This window comes from Faecalibacterium butyricigenerans (assembly GCF_020687345.1).
Lineage (GTDB): Bacteria > Bacillota > Clostridia > Oscillospirales > Ruminococcaceae > Faecalibacterium > Faecalibacterium butyricigenerans.
On the sequence record NZ_JAJEQL010000007.1, the window covers coordinates 50125 to 72986 of the forward strand.

Here is a 22862-nt window from a genome sequence, read left to right on the forward strand (position 1 = left end):
CTGCAATACCGTGGGGCTTCTGTTTGCTGAGTTTTAGGTGAGCACATGGAATACTCATCCGTTCCTTTATGGTTTTATTATATGCTCTTTCTGCAAAAAAGTCAAGTGCTTCGCATTTTTGTCAGTTCAGATCGTGCTTTTTGCAGATCTTCTTGCTCACCCAGTACATCCCGGCCCAGATGGCGATGGCGAGGATAAGGTACACCGGGTTCCGCAGCGAGCTGACCAGCGACTGGCCGAAGAGGGCCATCATTGCCACCATCACGGCCTTGCCGACCAGAAGGGTGAGCAGATAGCGCTTCTCGTCAAAATCCGAGATTCCGAAAGCCAGATGCAGAAACGCTGTGGGCGTGAAGGGCAGGACCGCCAGCATGAAGAGGGTGGCGGTGTCCATATGGCTGACCCACTGCTGGGCTTTTTTCAGCTTTTCGGAGCGGGAGGCCAGCTTCCAAAAAAAGCGCTTAACCACCCGCCGCCAGAACAGGAACACCACCGTGCCTCCGGCAGCGACGCCGACCCAGCTGTAGACAAAGCCCAGCAGCCCGCCGTGGGCTGCGACGTTGAGGGCCACGATGGCGATAAGGGGCAGCGGCGGGAAGATGGACTCCACCATCGCCAGAAGGATAGGTGCCACCGGCCCCAGCCCCTCAAAGCTGTCCAGCAATGTCTTCCAGAATTCCAGCGTACCCAGCTGATGTATCCCATCGATGAACATCGTTCCCATCGTGCCCGTACCCTTCCTTTCGCTTCCGACCATTATTGAGTCATAGTATATCCATCATCTATGACCGGGAGATGAACAAAATCTGAGCAATTTTGCCATTTTACAGCCTCATCTCTCCTATAACAACGGAACAGGCCCTCGTTTTCCTGCACGATATTTTCTTTTTCAATTGTTCTGGGCCGCTTCGGCGGCCTGCTTTTCGGCCTTGATGCGCTGGCGTTCCAGATACTGGGCGCGCTGCCTTTTCCAGTTGGCCAGAGAGGCATCGTCCGGCATCTGGATGCAGCGGGCGAAGGCCCAGTGCAGGCCGTCCCGGCGGGACATCCGGTATTTCTGGAACACGCCCCGGCCTACCTCGCCGCCCTTGCCCGCACAGACGGGGCACTGGGACAGGGTATACCAGCCGCTGCTCCCCTTTTTCAGCCAGACGTCGTCCGGCTGCAGGGCCGTGCCGCAGACCGGGCAGGCCATCGTGCCGATGACCGGGTCCAGCTTCCATGTGGACTGTTCCAGATAGCCCCGGAACACCTTGAAATCCCGGTAGTCGCCCGGTGTCGGGCAGAGGTTCTGGTGCAGCGTCTCGTCCTCGGTAGGGTAAGCGGCCAGCCCGGCCCGCAGGTCCAGCCTGCGGCAGATGTCGGCGGTGTAGAGGGTGTCAGACAGGGCATCGTGGAAGGGTCGCTCCATCGGGATGCCCATCCGGGTGACGACGCTCTCCAGCTTCATCCCCTCGCCCTCTTTGCGGGGATGCTCCCGCAGGAAGATCTGCTGCAGGTCGTACCAGACCGTCGGGCGGCTCTCGTCGAGGTTGCACAGGAAGAGGTTCTGCTTGAGCACCGGCACATCGTCCAGCCCCCACTCGGCAAACTCGGCATCGGGGCCGCACCACTTCATGAAGCGGCGGAGGCCCTGAAGGATGGGTTCGCCCTTGTCGAGGTCCTCCTGCGTCAGACCGGTGACTTTGGCGATGTGGTGCTGCAGGCTGCGGAAGATGCGGGGACGGAGGTGGATGGAGAAGGTATCCAGCACATTGGCGTCCTCGTCGATCTTGACAGCGCCGATCTCGATGATCTCGCCCCGGAGCGTCTGCTGGACGCCATGGTAATTGAAGGTAAAGGGCTTATAGCCGATATTCCACTCCAGATCGAACAAAACTAAGTTGCGCGGCATTTGCGTTTGGTATCCTTTCACAAAATGAACTTCTCGATGGCCTCAGCCACACCGTCGTGGTTGTTGTCGGCCTCCGTCACATAGTCGGCAGCCTCCTTGACGGGCGGCTCGGCGTTCTGCATGGCCACGCCCACACCGGCATAGCGGATCATGGAGCGGTCGTTGAGGCCGTCGCCGCAGGCCATCAGGTTGTCGCGGGTCAGGCCCATCTCTTTCAGCAGGCCCGCAAGGCTCACGTCCTTGGCGACGCCCAGTGGCACGGCCTCGATGAAGAAGGGGCTGGACGGGTAAAGGTCGATCCGGCCTTCAAACACCTTCCGGCCTGCCGCCAGCACCTCGTCGCGGCGGGCGGGGTCGAGGGTGATGAGCATCTTGCAGATGGGGTAGTCCACATAGGCGGCGAGATCCTCCACCCTTTGCATGGGCAGCCCGCAGGTGAAGCACTCCTTCAGCGCCCACGGGTCCTCGGGGCTTTCGGAGACGACGCCCTGCTCATTGTATGTGACAATGGCCACCTTCTGCTCCTTGGCAAAGGCACAGAGGGCCGGCACATATTTTGAATCCAGCCACTGGCTGTAGAGCGTCCTGCCGGTGGCGCAGTCGGTGATGGAGCCGCCGTTGTAGGAGAGGATGCAGCCGCCCTTCTTGTCCAGCTCCAGCTCCCGTGCCAGCGGCACTACGCCCGCCGTGGGACGACCCGAAGCCAGCACGATGGTCACACCCTTGGCGGCGGCAGCGTCCAGCGCTGTCCGGGTGGCGGGGGTAACGACCTTCTGGTCGTTGGTCAGGGTGCCGTCGAGGTCGAGCGCCAGCACACGGATCTCTTTCTTTTCCATTTCCTGCCTCACTTATCTGGAACAGGCCGGAACGCGCCGCCCTGTCGCTGTTTTTGGTCATACATTGTTTATTGTACAACGGATGCAGCGTCCTGCGCAAGACTCTGGCCGAGATTTCTCCGAAATTCCCGGTTTGTTTGAAAATACAAACTGTAGTTTGCTTCAAAAAACGCGAAGAGACAGTCCTCTCTAACTACTTTCCGTAAAAAGTTAATACATCTTAACATCGTCAAAAACCCTTGCAAATTCCGAAATCCGCGCTATAATATCCGCAGAAACACTTGTACGGTGTCTTTCCCGGCACCTCTGTGAAGTACGATAAAAGGAAGGTATATAAACTATGGTCGATATGAAGAAGATCGCTCTGTTCGCTGCCGGCACCCTGTTCGGCTCCGCCGGCTTCAAGCTGCTGTCCAGCAGCGATGCCAAGAAGGTCTACACCCAGACCACCGCTGCTGTCCTGCGCATGAAGGACTGCACCATGGAGACCGTCAGCAAGGTGCAGGAGCAGGCCGGTGACATCCTCGAGGATGCAAAGGCCATCAACGAGGCCCGCGCTGCCAAGGCTGAGGCCGAGGTCATCGAGGACACGGCTGAGGCTGCTGCCGCCGAGACCAACGAGTGATCTTACAGCCTCTGAGCCGCCTGCGGGCGGCTCTTTTTCGTGGCTGTTTTTGCAATACGCAGAGGATATTCAGATATGAAATGTACTATTCTTCATGAAAGCCGCGGCCGTCTGCGGGTACACGTCTGCAACGTGCGGATGACGCTGCACCGGGCCGACGTGTTGGAAGCCTACCTGAACCACCACGACGCTGTCAGCAAGGCCAAGGTCTACGAGCGGACGGGCGACGTGGTCGTCTGCTACACCGGTTCCCGCAAGGCGGCCGTCGCCGCCCTGAGCGGCTACCGCTTCGACGACCCTGAGCTGGACGCTCTGGTCACCAGCGCCGACAGCCGCCGCATCAATCAGGAATATCAGGAAAAGATGTATGACCTCGTGGCGGGCCGGGTGCTGCGCAAGCTCTTCCTGCCTGCCCCCCTCGACGCCGCCTATACGGTGCTGCGCTCCCTCCACTTCCTCTGGAAGGGTGTGCGCTGCCTGTGGCGGCGCAGGCTGGAAGTCGAGGTGCTGGACGCCCTGAGCATCGGCGTGTCCATCCTACGGAGGGATTTTGCCACCGCAGGCTCGGTCATGTTCCTGCTCAACGTCGGCTCCCTGCTGGAAGAGTGGACCCGCAAGAAGAGCCTTGACGATCTTGCCCGCAGCATGGCCCTGAACGTCGATAAGGTCTGGGTGCGCGCACAGGGCACCGAGGTGTTGATGCCCCTGACCAAGGTGCACCCCGGCGACGAGATCGTCGTCCGCTCCGGCAGCATGATCCCGCTGGACGGCACCGTCATCGAGGGCGAGGCCATGGTCAATCAGGCCGCGCTGACCGGCGAATCCATGCCGGTGCGGAAGATCACCGGTGCCACCGTCTACGCCGGCACGGTGGTGGAGGAGGGCGAATGCGTCCTGACCACCAAGGCCGAGGGCGGCACCAACCGCTACGACAAGATCGTGGCCATGATCGAGGAGTCCGAGAAGCTCAAGTCCAGCACTGAGAACCGTGCACTGGCTCTGGCCGACCGTCTGGTGCCTTGGTGCCTCGGCGCGACCATCGTCACCTATGCCCTGACCCGGAACGCCACCCGTGCCATCTCCTGCCTGATGGTGGATTTCTCCTGCGCCCTCAAGCTCTCGATGCCGCTGGCTGTCCTGTCCGCCATGCGGGAGTGCGGCGCAAGCCACATCACCGTCAAGGGCGGCAAATACCTTGAGGCCCTGTCCAAAGCCGACACCATCGTCTTCGACAAGACCGGCACCCTGACCCGCGCCACCCCCAAGGTGGTCAAGGTCGTGCCCTTCTCCGGCCGTACCGAGGTCGAAGTCCTTCAGCTGGCCGCCTGCCTCGAAGAGCATTTCCCCCACTCGATGGCCAACGCCGTCGTCCGGGAAGCCAAAGAGCGCGGCATCTCCCACGAGGAGATGCACTCCGAGGTGGAATATATCGTGGCCCACGGCATCGCCAGCCGGGTCAGCGGCGACCGGGTCGTCATCGGCAGCCATCACTTCGTCTTTGAGGACGAGCACTGCAGCATCCCCGAGGAGGAGCGCCAGAAGTTTGACGATCTCGAGCCGGAATACTCCCACCTCTATCTGGCTGCCTCGGGCCGTCTGGTCGGCGTCATCTGCATCGCCGACCCGCTCCGCCCGGAAGCCGCCCGTGTGCTGCGCGCCCTGCGCGGCCTCGGCATTACCAACACGGTCATGATGACCGGTGACAGCGAGCGCACCGCCGCCGCCATCGCAAAGCAGGTGGGCGTGGACCGCTTCTTCGCCGAGGTTCTGCCCGAGGACAAGGCCGCCTTCGTCCAGAAGGCCAAGTCCGAGGGCCACACCGTCGTGATGATCGGCGACGGCATCAACGACTCCCCCGCCCTCTCCGCCGCCGATGTCGGCATCGCCATCAACTCCGGCGCTGCCATCGCCCGCGAGATCGCGGATGTGACCATCAAGGCCGACAGCCTCGAGGAGCTGGTCATCCTCAAGACCATCGCCAACTCCCTGCAGCGCCGCGTCAGCGCCAACTACCGCTTTGTGCTGACCTTCAACTCTGCCCTCATCGCACTGGGTGCTCTGGGCATCCTGCAGCCTGCCTCTTCGGCCATGCTGCACAACCTCTCCACCATCGGCATCAGCCTCAAGAGCATGACCAACCTCATCCCTGAGGAAAAGGCGCAGAAGGCGCTGGCGGAAAAGAATTAACTCCCTCCGGAATCCATAAAAATACCGGCTGTGCAGCTGCACAGCCGGTATTTTTATGTCCAAATATTACCGTTTACTCAAGGCCGATCTGCTGGGCATACTCTTCCAGCAGCTCCCGCTCAAGGAAGGGGGTCTTGACGCCCTCGCGGTCGCGGTAGGTCTCGTGGCCCTTGCCGATGACGGCGATGAGGTCGCCCTCCTGTGCATGGTCCACGGCATAGTGCAGCGCATCGAGGCGGTCGGGGATCTCCACGAATTTGGCGTCGGGGTTGCCCTTGTTCATGCCCACGCGGATGTCGGCGAGGATGTCCTCCACCTTCTCAAAGCGGTTGTTGTCCTCGGTGAGGATGGAGAAGTCAGCCATCTTGGCGCAGATCTCACCCATGCCGTAGCGGCGCAGCTTGGAGCGGTTGCCGCCGCAGCCGAACACCACCACGAGGCGGTGGGGCTTGTAGGCCCGCAGGGTGGTCAGCAGGCTCTCGGTGGAGACCTCGTTGTGGGCGTAGTCCAGCAGGATGGTGAACTTCCTGCTGATGGGCACCAGCTCGACGCGGCCTTTGACCACGCAGCGGCTCAGGCCCTCGTGGATGGCCTCATCCGGCAGGCCCAGCACCTTGCCCACGGTAAGGGCAGCCAGCGCGTTGTAGACGCTGAACTCGCCGGGCATATTGACCCTGACGTCCATATCGTCCTTGCCGGAGACATGGAACCGGACGCCGAGGAAGTCGTGGGTGCGCAGCAGCTGGTACGTACCGGCGCGGTAGTCGGCCTTTTCATCGCAGCCGTAAGTCACCAGCTTGCAGGTGTGGCCTTCCAGCAGGGCCTCGGTGTTCTCGTCGTCGATGTTCACGACGCCGGTGGTGCAGCGTCGGAAGAGCTGTCCCTTCCAGCTGCGGTACTCCTCGAAGGTCTTGTGCTCGCCGGGGCCGATGTGGTCGGGCGAGAGATTCGTAAAGACGCCGACGTCGTAGTGGATGCCCGCCACGCGGTCCATCATGAGGCCCTGACTGGACACCTCCATCAGAGCCGTGTCGCAGCCCGCGTCCAGAAACTCCCGGAAGGTCTTCTGCAGCTCATAGCTCTCGGGGGTGGTGTTGGCCGTCTCCTGATGATGGCCGAGGAAGTAGATGCCGTTGGTGCCGATCATGCCCACCTTGCGGCCTGCGGCCTCCAGCACGCTCTTGATCATATGGGTGGTGGTGGTCTTGCCCTTGGTGCCGGTGACGCCGATCATGGTCATCCGGCGGGAGGGGTTGCCGAAGAGATTGCCGCTCATGAGGGCCAGCGCATAGCGGCTGCTCTCCACCTTCAGCACAGTGACGCCGGGGACGGCAGAGAGGTCGATGTCGTGCTGGACGACCAGCGCCGTGACCCCCTCGGCCGCACACTGGGCGGCATAGTCATGGCTGTCCCGCTGGGTGCCCACGATGCAGACGAAGAGCCGTCCCGGGGCCGCCTTGCGGCTGTCGTAGATGATGTCCTCGATGTCAAGCTCAAGGCTGCCCTGTACCAGCGTATAGGGCACGCCCTCCAACAGTTGTTCCAGTTTCATGGTTCAGATGCTCCTTATTGCTGTTCTGCCGCTGCGGCAGTGGGTTCATCGGCAGGCGCAGCGTCCGCGCCCTCCGTGTCAGGTTCGGGGTCGGAGGCTTCCTCCGGCTGAGGCTCTGTCTGTGCCGGGGCCTCGGCCTGCACCGGGGCGATATAGCCCGAGGGCAGGGTCGGCTCTCCCTGTGCGAAGCGGAATTTGCGGGTGGACGAGGCGCTCAGGTGGCTCAGGTCCAGCATCCCGGTGTCGGTGGGCGAGCAGCCCTTGCCGTCCTCGTCCAGCAGGACGTATTTTGCCAGCCGGAGCTTATAGTCCAGCTCGTTCAAAGTGCCCAGAAGCACACTGATGCGGCCCTGATACAGGAACGCCATCTGTTCGGGGTCTTCGAGCTCGATGCGGGTGACGTCCGCCCCCAGACCGCTGCTGTCCAGCGCGGTCAGCAGGGTATTCAGGGAGTCGAGGCGCTTATCGGCGGGGGCTGCGGCCTCACTGGACGCGGCGCTGTCCGACGCTGCCGACGTATCCGCTGCAAATTCCAGCTGGACGCCCGGCGTCGCAGACTCCGGCTCGCCGCCGTAGAGGACGGGCAGCTCCGGCTGGGCGGCAGTCTTATCCAAGATCTTCAGGCCGGCGGAGAGGCTCAGCCAGCCGCCGGAGGTCTGCATGGCGTAGGCGGCGGTGGCCGCATCGGCCCGCACCACCACCGTATTGGGATAATCCCGCTCCACATGGATGTTCTCCAGCAGAGGGAACTGCCGTTCCAGCGCGGCGGACTTTTCTGCCGGGTCGAAGCTGAAGATGTTCTCCTCGGCGTGGACTCCCAGCGCTTCCAGAATTTCGGCGCTGGAATAGCCGCCCACCTCGCTCACCACTGCTCCGTCGGACACCACCTGCAGGGTGTTGATCTTGAAAAGCATGGTCACAGTGAGGTAGACGCCCACTCCGATGACACAGAGCAGCAGCGCCAGCGCAGTCAGGCGGCGGATGGCCCTGCGGCGGCGGATGGCGGCCCGGGTCAGGCGGCGCTTCTTTTTGCCCTCCCGCCGGGCCGGGCTACGAAGGTTCGCTTCGGTGGGGCGGTAGCGGCCATTGTTCTGTGCGCTGCCGGGCCGCTGGCCGCTGCGGAGATATGGCTGTGTGTTCTGGCGGCGGGGCCTCTGGCCCTGCGACCGGGCCGGACGGCGGGCCTGTCCTGCCCGGCTCTGGCCGTTGGGGCGGCGAGCCGTCTGCTGAGGGAACTGGATGCTGTTGTCCCCGTAGTGCTCGAAGCTCCCATCCCCGCCGGAGAAGTCCAGCGTCTGTTCCTGATAGCCCTGCGGCCGGGTGCGGCGCTGCGGGGCGGAGGCTCGCCGGTCCTGTGTCCAGTCGTAGGCTCTGTGGGAGCCGTTCTGGGTCTGCGGCCTGCGGGGCCGGGCGCTGCTCTGCGGCCCGGCACGGCGGTCATTTCGGTTCTGGGTCATGGTGCGGCGCTGCCTCCTTTCCGTCTGATTTTATCACAAGAGGGCCGTCGAATCAATCACGGGGTTTTGACCAGCTTGAGCAGGGCGTCCACGATGCGGTCGAGGCTGTCGTCCACCGAGAGGCTGCGGGCATTCCGGCCCATCGCCGCCAGCTTGCCCGGCTCAGACAGCAGAGCGGAGACGGTGGAGATGAGCTTCTCCCCGGTCAGGTCCTTTTCCTCGATGACCACAGCGGCCCCGGCCTTCTGCAGCTCCATGGCGTTGTAATACTGGTGGTTCTCGGCCACATTGGGGCTTGGGATGAGGATGGCAGCACGGCCCTCGGCTTCCAGCTCGGCCAGCGTCAGAGCACCGGCACGGCTGATGACGAGGTCGGCAGCGGCCAGCAGCTCAGGCATATTGTTGATGTACTCCTTCACCTCAAGGCTCTCGCCGGGGGCGAAGCCCTTTTCCTTCTCAAGGTTTTTGAACAGCTCCACGCCGTACTGTCCGGTGGCGTGGATGTGGAGCACAGGCTTATTTTCCTTCTGCTCCCATGCGCAGAGGTCGGCCACCACCTCGTTGACCCGGCGCGCGCCCAGACTGCCGCCGAAGGAGAGGATGACGGTGCGGTCGCCTGCGCCCAGCTGGGTGCGGATGGCGTCCCGTTCCCCGGCCTTCTCGAACACTTCGGGCCGGACCGGGTTGCCCACCACCTGCGTCTTTTCGGGAGCGCCCAGCTTCTCCACAGCGGCGGGCACGGCGGCAAAGACGATGTCCACATCGGGGGCCAGCAGCTTGTTGGTCACACCGGGGAAGGCGTTCTGCTCGTGGATAGCGGTCTTGATGCCCTTCTTGGCGGCGCAGCGCACCACCGGGCCGGAGACATAGCCGCCGCAGCCGATGACAAGGTCAGGCTGGACCTCCTTCATCATCGCCTTGGCCTTCGGGCCGGAAAGGGCCAGATTCCAGAGGGTGATGAGGTTCCGTCTGATGTTGTTGAGGGAGAGCTTCCGCTGGAAGCCGGTGATCTCGATGTGGTGGAAGGGATAGCCCGCCTGTGTCACGAGGCGGTATTCCATCCCCTCCTTCCGGCCTGCAAAATAGATCTCTGCGGCGGGGTCGGCTTTTTTGATGGCTCCCGCGATGGCCAGAGCCGGGTTGATGTGTCCGGCCGTACCGCCGGCTGCGATGAGTACACGCATGATGATTTCCTCCTTGAACGGTCAGAGACCCATATCGGGTCTGAGTACAATGGTGTTATCCGGTTTCTTTTCCTGCTGCTCCCGCAGGGCGCGGCGGTTTTCCCGCTCGAGGCGGGCGCGCTCACCGCCCCGGCCGATGTTGATCATCACGCCCATCTCGGCCAGCAGCAGGATGAGGCTGGTGCCGCCGGAAGAGAAGAAGGGCAGTGAGATGCCGGTGTTGGGCAGGGTGTTGGTGACGACCGCGATGTTGCAGAACACCTGCCACGCGATCTGGGCCATGATGCCGATGCCCACCAGCGAGCAGTAGCGGTTCTCGGCGTGGAACGCCATCCACAGCCCCTGCACGAGGAAGAGGACGAAGAGCAGGATGACCACCACAGCCCCCACGAAGCCCAGCTCCTCGCAGACGACGCTGAAGATGAAGTCGTTGGTGCTTTCGGGGAGCCAGAGCTGCTTTTCGATGCTGTTGCCGAGGCCGAGGCCCGTCACGCCGCCGGAGCCGATGGCGTAAAGGCTCTGCAGGGTCTGGTCGGTCATCTTGGCAAGGTCATGCGTCCAGCCGTCGAGGCGGCTCTGCAGGTAGGGGATGGAGTCGATATGCCCCAGCAGCGTCTGCAGCAGGCTTGCGCCGAGGCCGGCACACGCCCATGTGATGACGCCGCCGCTGCCGCCCAGCATGAGGATGGTGCCCACGATGGCCGTCGTCAGGACGATGCCCGACATATGCGGCTCCAGCACCAGCAGGCCCACCACCGGGACGAGGGGCAGCAGCGGGATGACCAGCTCCCGCACGATGCGCTGGTAGAGCCATTTCCGCACCGGGACCCGGCGGGGCGAGGAGGGGTCGAGCTTTTCCAGATGGGGTGCTTTCGCGGCCAGATGGGCCGTGAGCAGGATCATCTCGAACTTGGCGATCTCCGACACCTGAACCGTGACACCGGCCACACGCAGCCAGCGGCGGCAGCCGTTCAGGGGCGCACTGAAGAGCACCGCGATGAGCATGAGGATGCAGATAAAATAGCCCGGCCAGACCAGCCTGCGCAGGAAGCGGTGGTCGATGCGGGAGAAGAGCAGCATCGCCCCCAGCCCCAGCCCCAGACAGAACATCTGGGACTTGATGTAGTAGAAGCTGTCCCCCATCCGCAGATAGCCCGTGGTGTAGCTGGCGCTGAACAGCATGATCAGCCCGAACACGATGATGACCGCCAGCGTCGCCAGCCAGTTGATGAGCACCTGCGGCCATGGGCCGGGGTCTTTCTGGACGATGGCAAACGGCTCAGACTTTTTTCTTCGGATGGTCGCCATCCGCACTCCCTCCTTATGGGCCGCTCAGCTGGCCCGCGCCGCCTGCAAGGTCAGCGCGAGGCCCAGCAGGGCCAGAACTCCAAAGATATAAAAGATATTCACCGGATCAAAGCCCCGCTTCTCGAGCCAGCGGTGGAGCGGCGCAGTGCCAAACAGCTGCCGCCGCCCGCCGGAGGCCTTCCATACGACGATCTGCAGCGCCACCATGCCGCCCTCCAGCCAGTAGGGCAGAGCCAGCGGCAGGGTCAGCCCGGGCCAGCCGATGCTCAGGGGCACACAGCCCAGCGCACCGGCTAGGAACTGGCATCCCACCGCGCCGGGGCGGAGCTTTGCGGGATAAAAGTTCCAGAGCAGAAAGGCCATCAGGGCCCCGGCCAGCGCCGCCGGGAGGACGCCCAGCGGGAACCAGCCCAGAAGCGTCATGGCCGTCATGAGGCCCAGCATGGCGATGAAGGCGCAGCCGCAGACCGTGCCGTCCATCCCGTCGGCGGTGCGGACGCTCTCGGCCAGCGCCACGAGGAGCACCAGCCAGACCGCCGGGGCCAGCGGCCCGAGGGTGCAGTAGCCAAGGCCCGGAACGGCCAGCCCGTCGGGCAGGCAGTCGTTCAGCCCCAGCAGGGCCAGCACCAGCGCGCCGGAGGCCGCTTCCAGCCCCAGCCGCACCGGACGGCGCAGCCCCAGCGGCGAGCGATGCCGCAGCCGGGCCAGATCGTCCGCGAGGCCCACGCCCCCGAAGCAGAGCGCCCCGAAGAGGGCGATGAGCAGCCGGGTGGTCAGCAGGTTCTCGCTGCCCAGCAGCTCAGGCTGGGCGACGCAGGCCGCCGTCCAGCCGACGCCCACCGCCGCCATCGTGCCCGTCATGAGGCACAGCCCGCCCATCGTGGGCGGCTCGGCTTCCTTCTGAGGCTGCTGCCGGTCGTGGAACGCCCGGAGCAGCGGGGTCATTAAATTCCCGAGCGCCGCCGTGAGGAAAAATCCCAGCGTCGAGGCGACGATCAAGGCAAAACGAATCATAATAATACTCCAAGTATTTCTTTACTTCCCGCAGACGGGATAGAACAGGGCCAGCGCCTTTTCCAGCGCCATGCCGCGGCTGGCCTTGACCAGCAAAGCGTCTCCGGCCTTCATCCGGGCCAGCAGGGCGTCGGCCGCCTGCTGGTAGTCCCCGGCGTGGACCACGTCGGCAAGGCCCGCCGCCTTTGCGGCCTCCGCCGTCCGTGCAGCCTCGGGGCCGTAGGTGACGAGGGTAGTCAGCCCGGCCCCGGCCGCCTGACGGCCCAGCTCCTCGTGGGCAGAGGCGCTCATCTCCCCCAGCTCCAGCATATCGCCCAGCAGGGCAAAGCGGCGCTTGCAGGGGTACTCCCTGAACATGGCCAATGCGGCCTTCATGCTGTCGGGGTTGGCGTTGTAGCAGTCCTCAATGACGTCCATGCCGCCTGCGTGGACCACCTTCTGGCGCATACCGGTCTGCTCGAAATCGGCCAGACCCGCGATAACGCCCTCGGGTGCGAGGCCCAGACGGGTGGCGGCGGCATACGCGGCCAGCGCATTCGCCACGTTGTGACGGCCCATGGCGGGGATGGTCACTTCATAGCGGCCTGCGGCCCTGTCGCAGAGGGTGAAGGCCATGCCGTCCCCCTCCTGCCGGACATTGAGGGCACAGACGTCGGCGCTCTCGTCGCCGAGGCTGAACCACACCGGACGGACGTGGCCGGGCAGAGCGGCTTTGCGGAGGAAGGGGTCGTCGCCGTTCAGCACGAGGGGCGAACCCTCCGCAAGGCCCGCGCAGATCTCCAGCTTCGCCTTGCAGATGTTCTCCTGACTGCCCAGATTGCCGATGTGGGACACGCCGATGCAGGTGATGATGCCCACATCGGGCCGGGCACAGCGGGCCAGACGCTCGATCTCGCCTGCGTGGCTCATGCCCATCTCCACCACGGCGTATTCGGTCTCCTTCCCGATGCGGAACAGGGTGCGGGGCAGACCCAGCTCGTTGTTCTGATTGCCCTCGGTCTTGATGGTATCTCCAAAGCCCGCGATGGCGGCATAGGTCATCTGCTTGGTGGTGGTCTTGCCCACGCTGCCGGTAACGCCCACCACCTTGGGGTGGAACTGGCTGCGGTAGTTCGCCCCCATGACCATCATGGCGTGGTAGCTGTCGGGGCTGATGACCGCCTTTTCTGCCGGGACTCCCTCCACCGGGTGGTTCAGCACGACATAGGCCGCCCCCTCTTCCAGCGCCTTGGCCGCGAAATCGTGGCCGTCGAACCGCTCGCCCGGAAAAGCCACGAAGATGCAGCCGGGGCAGACCTCGCGGCTGTCGGTGGTCACAAGGCCGATGGGCTGGCCGTCGGCGAAGCCCTCGGGGGCAAGGCCCTTCAAAAGCAGATCTGCTGCAATATGTTCCATAGATCATTCTCCCCTTATTAAGATGATGTAACGACTTCCGGAAGCCTCTCCCTTCGGGAGAGCCTCCCTCCATTATCCACAGGTGATGGTAACGACGGTGCCCTTCTGGACACTGGCGCCTGCGGCCTCGCTCTGGCTCTGCACCGTGCCGGTGCCTTCCCCTGCCACCTGACAGTTCAGTCCGGCGGCGGTCAGCATCTGGCGGGCAAAGTCGGCGCTCTTGCCGCTGACGTCCGGCACCTCGGTGTGACTGCCGGAATAGGTATCGGTATACAGATAGATGGTGGTTCCGCTGGCCACCTCTGCCCCCGCATGAGGGTACTGGTAGGTGACGACGGCGGCGGCCTGGCTGCTCTCGCTCTCCACCAGCTGGTGCTTGAGGCCCTTGTTGTTCAGGGCGACCTGCGCGTTGCTCCACTCCTTGCTCACGAGGTTGGGCACCTTCACGGTGGTCTGGCTGCGGTCGATGCCGTCGGTGGCGATGCCCAGATAGGGGGCGATCTCACTGATGATGTTGCCGACCACAGGCGCGGCCAGAATGGAGGAGTAGTCGGTGCGGGCGTTGTTGGGGTCGTCCAGCATGACATAGACCAGAATTTCCGGGTCGTTGGCGGGCAGGACCGCCGCGAAGGAGGCGACCTTCTTGTAGTCGCCGTCGGCGCGGCGCTCCATGTTCAGCTGCTCGGAGGTGCCGGATTTGCCGCCGATGCGGTAGCCTGCGACGTAGGCATTGGAGCCGCCGCCGTTGGTGGAGCCGTCGCCCACCTCGTACTCCATGATCTGGCGGATGGTCTCGCTGGCGCTCTCGCTGATGACCTGACGGCGGACGTTCGCGCCGACCTCCTCGACCACATTGCCGTTCTGGTCGGTGATCTTATCCACCACATGGGGGGTGACAAGATAGCCGCCGTTGACCGCCGCCGAGATGGCGGTGCAGACCTGCAGCGGGGTCACGGCCATGGCCTGACCGAAGGCGGAGGACGCAAGCTGGACCTCCCCCAGCTGGTTCTTGGTGTAATACTTCATCATGCCCGTTTCATTGGGCAGGTCCACGCCGGTGCGCTCGGTGAAGCCGAAGGCGTCGAAGTAGTCATAAAAGACGCTGGAGCCGAGCCGCTGCCCCAGCTGGATGAAGTAGATGTTGCAGCTGTTGCGGAGGGCCTCGGCAAGGTTCTGGACCCCGTGGGACTTCTTTCCGGCGCAGTGGTAGGTCTCCTTCGCCACGCCGTAAGCACCGGAGCAGTTGAGGGTGGTGTAATAGGTGGCCTTGCCCGAGTCCACCCCCATCGCCGCCGTGATGACCTTAAAGACGCTTCCGGGGTAGTACAGCTCGGTGATGGCCTTGTTCTTCCACTGGATGTCGCGGTAGGTGCCGGTGTAGTCCGGGTCCGGGTCGGGGACTTTCTTGCCGTTCTCGTCCAGCAGGAATTTTTTGGGGTCGTCCGGGTCCTTGAGGTAGATGGTATAGATTTCCGGCTCGGCCTGAACCTGCTCGCTCAGATAGGTCAGGTTCGCGCTGAAATCCAGCGGGTCATTGGGGTCGAAGTCGGGCTTGGAGGCCATTGCAAGGATGGCACCCGTCTTGACGTTCATGACGATGGCCGCACCGCGGTTCTCGACGTTGTTGGCGTAGACCGCCTCGTTGAGGTAGCGCTCCACCACCTCCTGCACGTTGACGTCCAGCGACAGCACCAGATTGGAGCCGTCCTTGGCGGCATAGGTGGTGGCGTTGGCGTCGGCGATGGCGTTGCCGTAGGCGTTGCGGCGGGTGATGGTGCGGCCGTTGACGCCCGCAAGGGTGGAGTCGTAGGACTTTTCCAGCCCATAGAAACCCTCGCCATCGCCGTTGCAGAAGCCCAGCACCGACGCAGCGAATGCGCCGTAGGGGTAATCCCGCTGGAAACTCTTGGACGAGGAGACGGAGATGCGGCCCTTCCGGACGGTGGTGCCGTCCTCCAGCGTCTTGGCCTTGGTGTGCTCTTTGTTGTAGGTGCTGACGTATTTCTCGATGGAGAGCTTGACGGCGTTGTTCACCTTGGTGGCAAGGACCTGATAGGAGGAAGTATTCTTCGCCAGCGCGTCGTGGACGGTCTGGTACTGGGTCTGGTACTCCGCCGAAGAGGTGTCCACGCGGTCAAGGCTCTCCCCGTCGCCGGAGAGCAGCCGCAGGGTGATCTGACGGCTCACCTCAGCCAGCGTCGTCTCGTCCACCGTCTTGAGGACTTCGCCCGTCTCCTCGGCGGTCTGGCTGGTGAAGAGGGCCGTGGAATAGCTGGGGTCGGCCCAGATGGTCCATACTACGCTGGTAGAGGCCAGCGTAATGCCGGAGGCGTCGTAGATCTCGCCCCGCGTCGCCTGAATGGTGCTGTCCAGCAGCTGCTGCTCGGCCGCATACTGGCGAAAGGTTGCACCCTGTTCGATCTGGATCTTATACAGGCTGTAGGTCACGATGCCCGCAGCCGCCATGACAAAAAATACCGCCGCGCCGAAGCTGAAACGCCGCAGCCGTGCGCTGAGGCGCTCGTGCGGGTCGCTGCGGCGAAGGCGGTAGTAGACGTTCCTGTGCTGGTTTTTGGAGGGCTTGTTTTGCATGGTATTCTCCTGCAGAAACCAGAAAAGCGTGCGCTGCCGCACGCTTTTCTGTCTGTTTGCTTATTTTATGCTGCCGACGGAGGCCAGAACGGTCATTGCGCCGTCGTGCAGAAAATCCGTCCACTGGTGGACAGCCGACTCCCTGCGCACCAGCACGCTCTCGCTGTCGAGGCGGATGTAGGTGATCTGGCTCTGGTCCATCTTCATCAGGCCCAGACGACCGGCCACCTCTTCCACGCTGGTGATGTTGGTCTTGCTGTTGAGGACGCTGTTGTAGTAGGTGTACTGGCTTTGCTCGCTCACCAGCTCTGCCTTGGCCTTCTGGATCTGGTCGTTGACCTCCACCAACTGGGCCTCGCTCCAGAGCAGGCTGACCGCAAGGCCCGCCAGCAGTGCCATCGAGATCAGCTGAAGCAGATGCTGCATGGCCGCCTGAACTGGGTTGAGACGGCGCTTGCCGCCCTTTTCCACCCGCAGCGCGACCTTGCGCTGCGTCTGAGGTGCTTTTCTGCGGCGCACCTCAGACGACATATCATAGGCTGGCTGACCCATAGTGATCTCCTCCTCTCACCCTGAGCGGTGCCCTGTCCGGCTCAGAGCTTTTCCAAAACGCGCAGGTGGGCAGAACGGCTCCGCCGGTTCTCCTCCAGTTCCTGCTGGTCGGCCTCGATAGGCTTTCGGGTAATGAGCTTTGCTTTCGCCTTGCCGCCGCACACGCAGACCGGGAACTCCGGCGGGCAGGTGCAGGCCGTGGACCAGCGGCGGAATTTGTTCTTCACCAGCCGGTCTTCCAGCGAATGGAAAGTGATGACGCACAGCCTTCCGCCCGGGGCGAGGTGGTCGAAGATGGTGTCCAGCCCCTCCTCCAGAGCGTCCAGCTCATGGTTGACTGCGATGCGCAGCGCCTGAAAGGTGCGCCGCGACGGGTTCTTGTTCTTGCGCCGCTCTGCCGGCGGCATGGCGCTGGCCACGATGTCGGCCAGTTGCAAGGTCGTCTCGATGGGGGCCGTCTCCCGTGCCTCCACGATATGCCCGGCGATCTGCCATGCATAGGGTTCCTCGCCGTAGTCCCGCAGGATGCGGGCAAGCTCTTCCCGGCTGGCGGTGTTCACGAGGTCTGCCGCCGTCTCCCCCTGCTGGCTCATCCGCATATCCAGCGGAGCGTCCGCCCGGTAGGAAAAGCCCCGGGCCGCGTCATCCAGCTGATGGCTGGAAACGCCGAGATCCAGCAGCGCACCGTTGATCTTCTCGATGCCGAGGCCCTCGAGGGCTTGTCCGGCATAGCGGAAATTGATCTGCACCACGGTGGCCGGAAGCCCCGCCAGACGCGCCCGGGCGGTCTGCACCGCGTCGGGGTCCTGATCCAGCGAGACGAGCCGCCCGCCCTTTGTGCCGTCGAGGCGGAGGGCGATCTGGCGGGAGTGCCCTGCGCCGCCCGCCGTGCCGTCCAGATAAATGCCTGCCGGGTCGATGTTCAGTCCGTCGAGGCACTCGTTCAGAAGCACAGGGATATGCTCAAACGAGGCCGGGTCGAACTGCGCCATCTCTTCTTTCTGTGTCATCGTGCCCAGCCTCCCTTCGTTTCGTGTTCCGAGCCGTCCGATACGCCGGACATCTCTCCGGGAGTTTGTCCCGTTTAAGTGCTGTCAAGATACCCGACGACTCTGTTTTATTGTAGCAAATCACAGCGCTGAATGCAAGTTTTTTCCTTCGCTTTTTTCCTACAAAATCGCACAAAAAAAGCCCCTGCGAATCGTCACTTTGACTCGCAGGGACTTGGAAGCCCTCTTACGCGCCGCGGCGGGGCGTCTGGCGCAGGTTCGCACGGACATTTTTCACCTGTGCGGCGTTCTCGGCCATGGTCTCCTCGGTGGTTTTCAGCATATTGTCGCAGTAATCCGTCACGGTCTGGCGGACGGTGCGGGCCTCGGTCTGGGCGGCGGAGACGATCTCCGACGCACGCTGCTGGGCGGCGCGGACGATCTCGGCCTCGCTCACAAGGATGCGGGCACGCTCTTCGGCCTTCTTCACGATGGCCTGCGCCTGTGCGTTGGCCGACTCGATGAGCTGGGCACGGTCGCTGACGATGGATTGGGCCTGCCGCAGCTCCACCGGCAGGTTCGCGCGGATGTCGTCGAGATAATCCCGGATCTGCTCCACATCCACGATGCGCTTGCCGCCCGAGAGGGGCATCCCCGTGCTCTCTTCCAGCAGATCCTCAATGGTATCCAAAAGCTCGTTGACGTTCATCAGGCTTCTCCTTCTTCCTCGGCGGCGTCTGCCACCGGCTTGCCATATTTCCAAAGCAGGACCTTGCCGTACTTGTACTGCTTTTTCAGCTGCAAGCCGCCCACCTCAGCGGGGAGGACGAGCTTCGTTTCGCTCTCGCAGATGACGATGCCGCCGGGGGCGACGCACTTGTCCACGAGGGGGAGGATGTTTTCCAGCGTGCCGTTGTGGAAGGGCGGGTCCAGCAGCACCAGATCGAACTGCTCCCGGCAGGCAGAGAGGAAGCGCGCTGCCTCGCCGATGTTGACCCGGCTGCGGTCAAAGACGCCGCAGCTCTTGCAGTTCTTCATCACGATGCCGACGGCCTCGCGGTTCTCATCCAGAAATACACACCGGGCAGCGCCCCGGCTCAGCGCCTCGATGCCCAGCTGGCCGCTGCCTGCGTACAGGTCCAGCACACGGGCACCGGGCAGGTCGAACTGGACGATGCTGAACATCGCCTCCTTCACCTGATCGAGGGTGGGGCGGGTAATATCCGTGCCGGGCAGTGCTTCCAGCCGTCTGCCGCGGGCTTCTCCTGCAATGACTCGCATGTTTTGGCCTCCTTTGGTCTTTCCTGTTATCGTAACTTCATATTATCGTCATACCGCCGCTCTTTGTCAAGGGCAGCACCAAGATTCGTTGCGTTCCGGGCCTGAATGTGCTAAAATTATCCCAGAACGCCGCTTTTTCGGGCGTAAGAAGGAGAGTATACATCATGAAAGTCCTGCTCATCAACGGCAGCCCCCACGAAAAGGGCTGCACCTATACCGCACTGACCCTCATCGCCGGAGAGCTGAACTCTGCCGGCATCGAGACGGAGATCCTGAACATCGGCACCAAGCCCGTGGGCGGCTGCATCGGCTGCGGCGGCTGTGCCGCCGGCAAGGGCTGCGTCTTCGGCGGCGTGGTCAACGAGGCCATCGAGAAGGCCAAGACCGCCGACGCCTTCGTCTTCGGCACGCCGGTGCACTATGCTTCTGCCTCCGGCAACATGACCAGCTTCATGGACCGCCTCGCCTACGCAGGCGGCAAATATCTGGCCTACAAGCCCGCCGCCATCTGCTGCTCGGCCCGCCGCGCCGGTACGACGACCACCCTCGACCAGCTGGTGAAGTACCCTGAGTTCTTCCATATGCCGCTGGTGAGCGGCTCCTACTGGCCGATGGTCCACGGCTCGAACCCGGAGCAGGTGCTGCAGGACGCCGAGGGCTGCGCCGTGATGCAGGAGCTGGGCCGCAACATGGCATGGCTGCTCCGATGCATCGAGGCGGGCCGGGCCGCCGGCATCGACCACCCGGAGAACCCCCGCCGCCCGATGACGAATTTTATCCGATAAACCTCTCAGTCAAAGCCTGACGGCTTTGCCAGCTCCCCTACCGAGGGGAGCCTCTGGCGAAGAGGAAAAGCTTTGCGAAATGCCAAGGCCTCCCCTCTTTAGGGGAGGTGGCACGCCGTAGGCGTGACGGAGAGGTTTTCTCCAAGGGGCTGCTTTCCCGCCGGGGGAGCGCCCCCTTCTTTTTTGAATTTTTATTCCAAAACCGATAAAAACCGGCCCGGATTCTTTTTTCGTTCATAACTTTGTGGTAGCATAAGAACAAAAGTATTCTTTGCCACGGAGAGCATTTGTGATGGAACACTACGATTGGAATGACGGCTGGCAGTTCACCCCGGTCTTCGCCCCCGCCATCGTGCGGCCGGAGTCCCCGGAGCTGGAGCTGGAAGAGGTGCGCCTGCCCCACACGGTCAAGACTCTGCCCTACAATTACTGCAATGAGAACGACTACCAGAAGCTTTCGGGCTACCGGCGGGAGTTTTTTGCGCCCAGAGAATGGGAGGGCCGCACCGTCCTGCTCACCTTCGGGGCCGTGGCCCACGACGCCACGGTGTTCTGCAACGGGCGGCGGGTGTTCCACCACAGCTGCGGCTACACCGCTTTTACGGTAGACCTGACCAGCGCCCTCCATCTGGGCCAGAAAAACGTGGTGGCCGTCCGCTGCGACAGCCGCGAGGACCTGAACATCCCGCCCTTCGGCGGGCAGATGGATTTTCTCACCTACGGCGGCATCTGCCGCGCCGTCTGCCTTGACGTCAAGGAAACTGCCTACCTGCGGGACATCTTCATCGAGACGAAGGCCGAGGGCGGTTTCCGCATCTACACCGCCACCGTGGGCGAGACGGTGGGCTGCACGCTACAGGCCGAGATCCGAAGCCCCTCGGGCAGCCGGGCTTTTTATACCGGTGAGCTTTCGCTGCCCATCACCGGCGCGCTGAACAGCGTCCATCCGTGGAGCATCGAGCACCCCACCCTCTACACCCTCACCGTCCGGCTCATCCGGCCCGGCACCGGCGGTCTGCCCGACCGGGTGCTGGACGAAAAGAGCTGCCGCTTCGGGTTCCGCACCTTACAGTTCGTGGCCGGAGGGCTTTATCTCAACGGCCAGCGGGTGGAGCTGCGGGGCCTCAACCGCCCCCAGAGCTACGCCTATCAGGGCTATGCCATGCCTGACAGCATCCAGCGTCTGGACGCCCAGCTGTTGAAAAAGCAGCTGGGCTGCAACGCCGTCCGGCTCACGATGCCCCCCAGCCCCGCCTTCCTCGACGCCTGCGACGAGCTGGGTCTGCTGGTCTTTGTGGAGATGCCCGGCTGGCAGTATGTGGGCGACGACATCTGGAAAGCGCAGGCGCTGCAGAACTGCCGCGAAATGGTCTGCCAGTGCCGCAGCCATCCCAGCATCTTCCTCTGGGGCGTCCGGGTCTGCGGCAGCGCCGACGACGAGAGCTTCTATAAGCGCACCAACGAGACGGTCCGCCGCCTCGACCCCACCCGCCCCACGGCGGGCACCCGCAGCACCCGCCGCAGCCAGCTTCTGGAGGACGTCTACGCCTACACCGACTACTCCTACCGGGGCCGGGGCGTCGGCTGCGAGGCCCGCACTGCCGTCACCCCCGACCCCCGGAAAGGCTACCTCATCAGCGAGTTCGAGGGAGCACAGTTCCCGGCCAAGCCCTTCGACGACGAGCCGCACCGTCTGGCACAGGCGCTGCGCTATGCCGCGGTCCTCAACGACACCATCGCCCAGCAGGGGGTGGCCGGCAGCTTCGGCTGGTGCATGACCGACTACAACACCCATCGGGAGTTCGGCAGCGGCGACCGCATCAGCTATCAGGGCGTGATGGACCTGTTCCGCAACCCCAAGCTCTCTGCCGCTGTCTACGCCAGCCAGAAGCTCCCCCGCTCCCCCTCTGACATCGTGCTGGAGGTCTCGTCCACCATGGCGCTGGGCGATCATCCGGGCGGCTTTGCGGGGGCGTGCTGGGCCTTCACCAACGCCGACAGCCTGCGGTTCTACCGGGACAACGACTTCGTGGCCGAGTTCGCACCCGACCGCCGGGGCCGTTTCGCGGCTCTGCCTCACCCGCCCATCGAGATCCACGACTTCGTGGGCCTGCTGCTGGAAAAGTATGAGGGCCTCGACCGGGCCGCTGCGCCGCAGGTAGCCGCCATCCTCAACGAGATGCGCCGGGACGCCATGGAGCTTTCGCCCCTGTCCCGGGCGCGGATGTACTCGCTGCGTCTGAGCTGGAATGAGCTGCTGCAGCTCTACTACAAATATATCGGTGTGCTGGGCAGTCCCTCCGCCGTCTACCGCTTCGAGGCGGTGTGGCATGGCCGGGCCGTCCGCACCGTCGTGAAAGAGCCGGTGCAGAGCGTCCGGCTGGAATGCACCGTCCACAACCCCATCCTCACCGACGGCCCCACATGGGACTGCGCCGCCGTCAGCCTCCGGGCCATCGACCAGAACGGCAACCTCCTGCCCTACTGCGGCGAGGCCGTCCAGTTGAGCGTGGAGGGGCCGCTGCGCATCCTCGGCCCCAGCGTCGTGCCCCTGCGGGGCGGCATGGCAGGCACCTATCTTGCCACCACCGGCGAGGCCGGCCCGGCCCGGCTGCGCTGCCGGATGGAAGGTGCGCTGGACACCGAAGCCTCCCTTACCATCCGCCGCCGGGAGGAGGAGAGGGGTTAAATCCCGTCTCTTTACGATAGGTTTGCACTCTGTTCAAAATTTTCTCATGGTTGCATGGTATCCTGAGAGCAGAAAAATACCGAGGGGCGGCGCACCCGCCCCTCTTTTATGAGGAAGGACGTTTATGAAAGAAAAGATCCGCCAGTTCATGATCGGCCGCTACGGCACCGACGGCCTGAACCAGTTTTTGAACATCGCATCCCTTGTGCTGGTGCTGGCCTATATCCTCACCCGGCTTCCTCTGCTGCTGTATGTCGGCGTGGTGCTGCTGGGCTTCTGCTACTACCGGATGTTCAGCCGCAACATCTCCAAGCGCACCGAGGAGAACTATCGATACTACGCCGTGAAGGACCGCATCCGCAGCAAATTCAGCAGCCTGCGCGACCAGTGGAACAACCGCAAGCTCTACCACTACTACCGCTGCCCCCAGTGCCGCCAGAAGCTGCGGGTGCCCCGGGGCCGGGGCCGCATCCAGATCTCCTGCCCCCGCTGCGGCACCCAGTTCATCAAGAAGAGCTGAGC

At 63.4% G+C, this 22862-nt stretch carries 19 protein-coding genes; 5 read left to right on the forward strand and 14 right to left on the reverse strand.

Annotated elements, in window-relative coordinates:
• Positions 1–121: 121 nt before the first annotated feature.
• From LKD23_RS04440 to LKD23_RS04450, 3 genes are all read right to left on the reverse strand, one after another.
• Entirely contained in the window at positions 122–724 is a 603-nt protein-coding gene (locus LKD23_RS04440; RefSeq protein ID WP_227620591.1) for a TVP38/TMEM64 family protein, read from the reverse strand.
• 165 nt (positions 725–889) lie between these two features.
• The gene (locus LKD23_RS04445; protein WP_227620592.1) at positions 890–1876 is read right to left on the reverse strand and encodes a 3'-5' exonuclease; all 987 of its coding nucleotides are present in this window, start codon (positions 1874–1876) and stop codon (positions 890–892) included.
• 35 nt (positions 1877–1911) lie between these two features.
• Positions 1912–2730 (reverse strand): Cof-type HAD-IIB family hydrolase, encoded by an 819-nt coding sequence (locus LKD23_RS04450; protein WP_227620593.1) that lies wholly within the window; start codon positions 2728–2730, stop codon positions 1912–1914.
• A gap of 340 nt (positions 2731–3070) precedes the next feature.
• On the opposite strand from LKD23_RS04450, the gene LKD23_RS04455 reads away from it, so the two are divergent.
• Positions 3071–3355, forward strand: a complete 285-nt coding sequence (locus LKD23_RS04455) for a DUF6110 family protein (RefSeq protein ID WP_227620594.1) — start codon at positions 3071–3073, stop codon at positions 3353–3355.
• A 75-nt stretch (positions 3356–3430) separates the two neighbouring features.
• A complete protein-coding gene (locus LKD23_RS04460) occupies positions 3431–5542 on the forward strand; it encodes a heavy metal translocating P-type ATPase (RefSeq protein WP_227620595.1) in 2112 nt (703 codons plus the stop codon).
• 73 nt (positions 5543–5615) lie between these two features.
• Here LKD23_RS04460 and LKD23_RS04465 read toward each other — a convergent pair whose 3' ends face one another.
• The 11 genes from LKD23_RS04465 to rsmD all read right to left on the reverse strand — a co-directional run bounded on the left by LKD23_RS04465 (position 5616) and on the right by rsmD (position 18866).
• Positions 5616–7094, reverse strand: coding sequence for a UDP-N-acetylmuramoyl-L-alanyl-D-glutamate--2,6-diaminopimelate ligase (locus tag LKD23_RS04465; protein ID WP_227620596.1), 1479 nt, complete (start codon positions 7092–7094; stop codon positions 5616–5618).
• A 14-nt stretch (positions 7095–7108) separates the two neighbouring features.
• Positions 7109–8551, reverse strand: coding sequence for a cell division protein FtsQ/DivIB (locus LKD23_RS04470; RefSeq protein ID WP_227620597.1), 1443 nt, complete (start codon positions 8549–8551; stop codon positions 7109–7111).
• Positions 8552–8607: 56 nt separating this feature from the next.
• Positions 8608–9735 (reverse strand): undecaprenyldiphospho-muramoylpentapeptide beta-N-acetylglucosaminyltransferase, encoded by a 1128-nt coding sequence (murG, locus tag LKD23_RS04475; protein ID WP_227620598.1) that lies wholly within the window; start codon positions 9733–9735, stop codon positions 8608–8610.
• Positions 9736–9756: 21 nt separating this feature from the next.
• Positions 9757–11043, reverse strand: coding sequence for an FtsW/RodA/SpoVE family cell cycle protein (locus LKD23_RS04480; protein ID WP_227620599.1), 1287 nt, complete (start codon positions 11041–11043; stop codon positions 9757–9759).
• A gap of 24 nt (positions 11044–11067) precedes the next feature.
• A complete protein-coding gene (locus tag LKD23_RS04485) occupies positions 11068–12057 on the reverse strand; it encodes an MraY family glycosyltransferase (protein WP_227620600.1) in 990 nt (329 codons plus the stop codon).
• Between the two features lie 21 nt (positions 12058–12078).
• Entirely contained in the window at positions 12079–13452 is a 1374-nt protein-coding gene (locus LKD23_RS04490; RefSeq protein ID WP_227620601.1) for a UDP-N-acetylmuramoyl-tripeptide--D-alanyl-D-alanine ligase, read from the reverse strand.
• A 72-nt stretch (positions 13453–13524) separates the two neighbouring features.
• Positions 13525–16044, reverse strand: a complete 2520-nt coding sequence (locus LKD23_RS04495) for a penicillin-binding transpeptidase domain-containing protein (RefSeq protein WP_227620602.1) — start codon at positions 16042–16044, stop codon at positions 13525–13527.
• A 60-nt stretch (positions 16045–16104) separates the two neighbouring features.
• On the reverse strand, positions 16105–16596 hold the full coding sequence (locus LKD23_RS04500; RefSeq protein ID WP_227620603.1) for a cell division protein FtsL: 492 nt from the start codon (positions 16594–16596) through the stop codon (positions 16105–16107).
• Positions 16597–16637: 41 nt separating this feature from the next.
• Positions 16638–17606, reverse strand: a complete 969-nt coding sequence (gene rsmH / locus LKD23_RS04505; RefSeq protein ID WP_227620604.1) for a 16S rRNA (cytosine(1402)-N(4))-methyltransferase RsmH — start codon at positions 17604–17606, stop codon at positions 16638–16640.
• A gap of 226 nt (positions 17607–17832) precedes the next feature.
• Positions 17833–18294, reverse strand: a complete 462-nt coding sequence (locus LKD23_RS04510) for an ATP synthase subunit B family protein (protein ID WP_227620605.1) — start codon at positions 18292–18294, stop codon at positions 17833–17835.
• Positions 18294–18866, reverse strand: coding sequence for a 16S rRNA (guanine(966)-N(2))-methyltransferase RsmD (rsmD, locus tag LKD23_RS04515; protein ID WP_227620606.1), 573 nt, complete (start codon positions 18864–18866; stop codon positions 18294–18296). The genes LKD23_RS04510 and rsmD overlap by 1 nt, the downstream gene beginning before the upstream one ends.
• Before the next feature lie 164 nt (positions 18867–19030).
• Between rsmD and LKD23_RS04520 the strand changes: the two genes are divergently transcribed.
• From LKD23_RS04520 to LKD23_RS04530, 3 genes are all read left to right on the forward strand, one after another.
• The gene (locus LKD23_RS04520) at positions 19031–19651 is read left to right on the forward strand and encodes a flavodoxin family protein (protein ID WP_227620607.1); all 621 of its coding nucleotides are present in this window, start codon (positions 19031–19033) and stop codon (positions 19649–19651) included.
• 292 nt (positions 19652–19943) lie between these two features.
• Positions 19944–22340, forward strand: a complete 2397-nt coding sequence (locus LKD23_RS04525) for a glycoside hydrolase family 2 protein (RefSeq protein WP_227620608.1) — start codon at positions 19944–19946, stop codon at positions 22338–22340.
• Positions 22341–22464: 124 nt separating this feature from the next.
• A complete protein-coding gene (locus tag LKD23_RS04530; protein WP_227620609.1) occupies positions 22465–22860 on the forward strand; it encodes a hypothetical protein in 396 nt (131 codons plus the stop codon).
• Positions 22861–22862 lie beyond the last annotated feature (2 nt).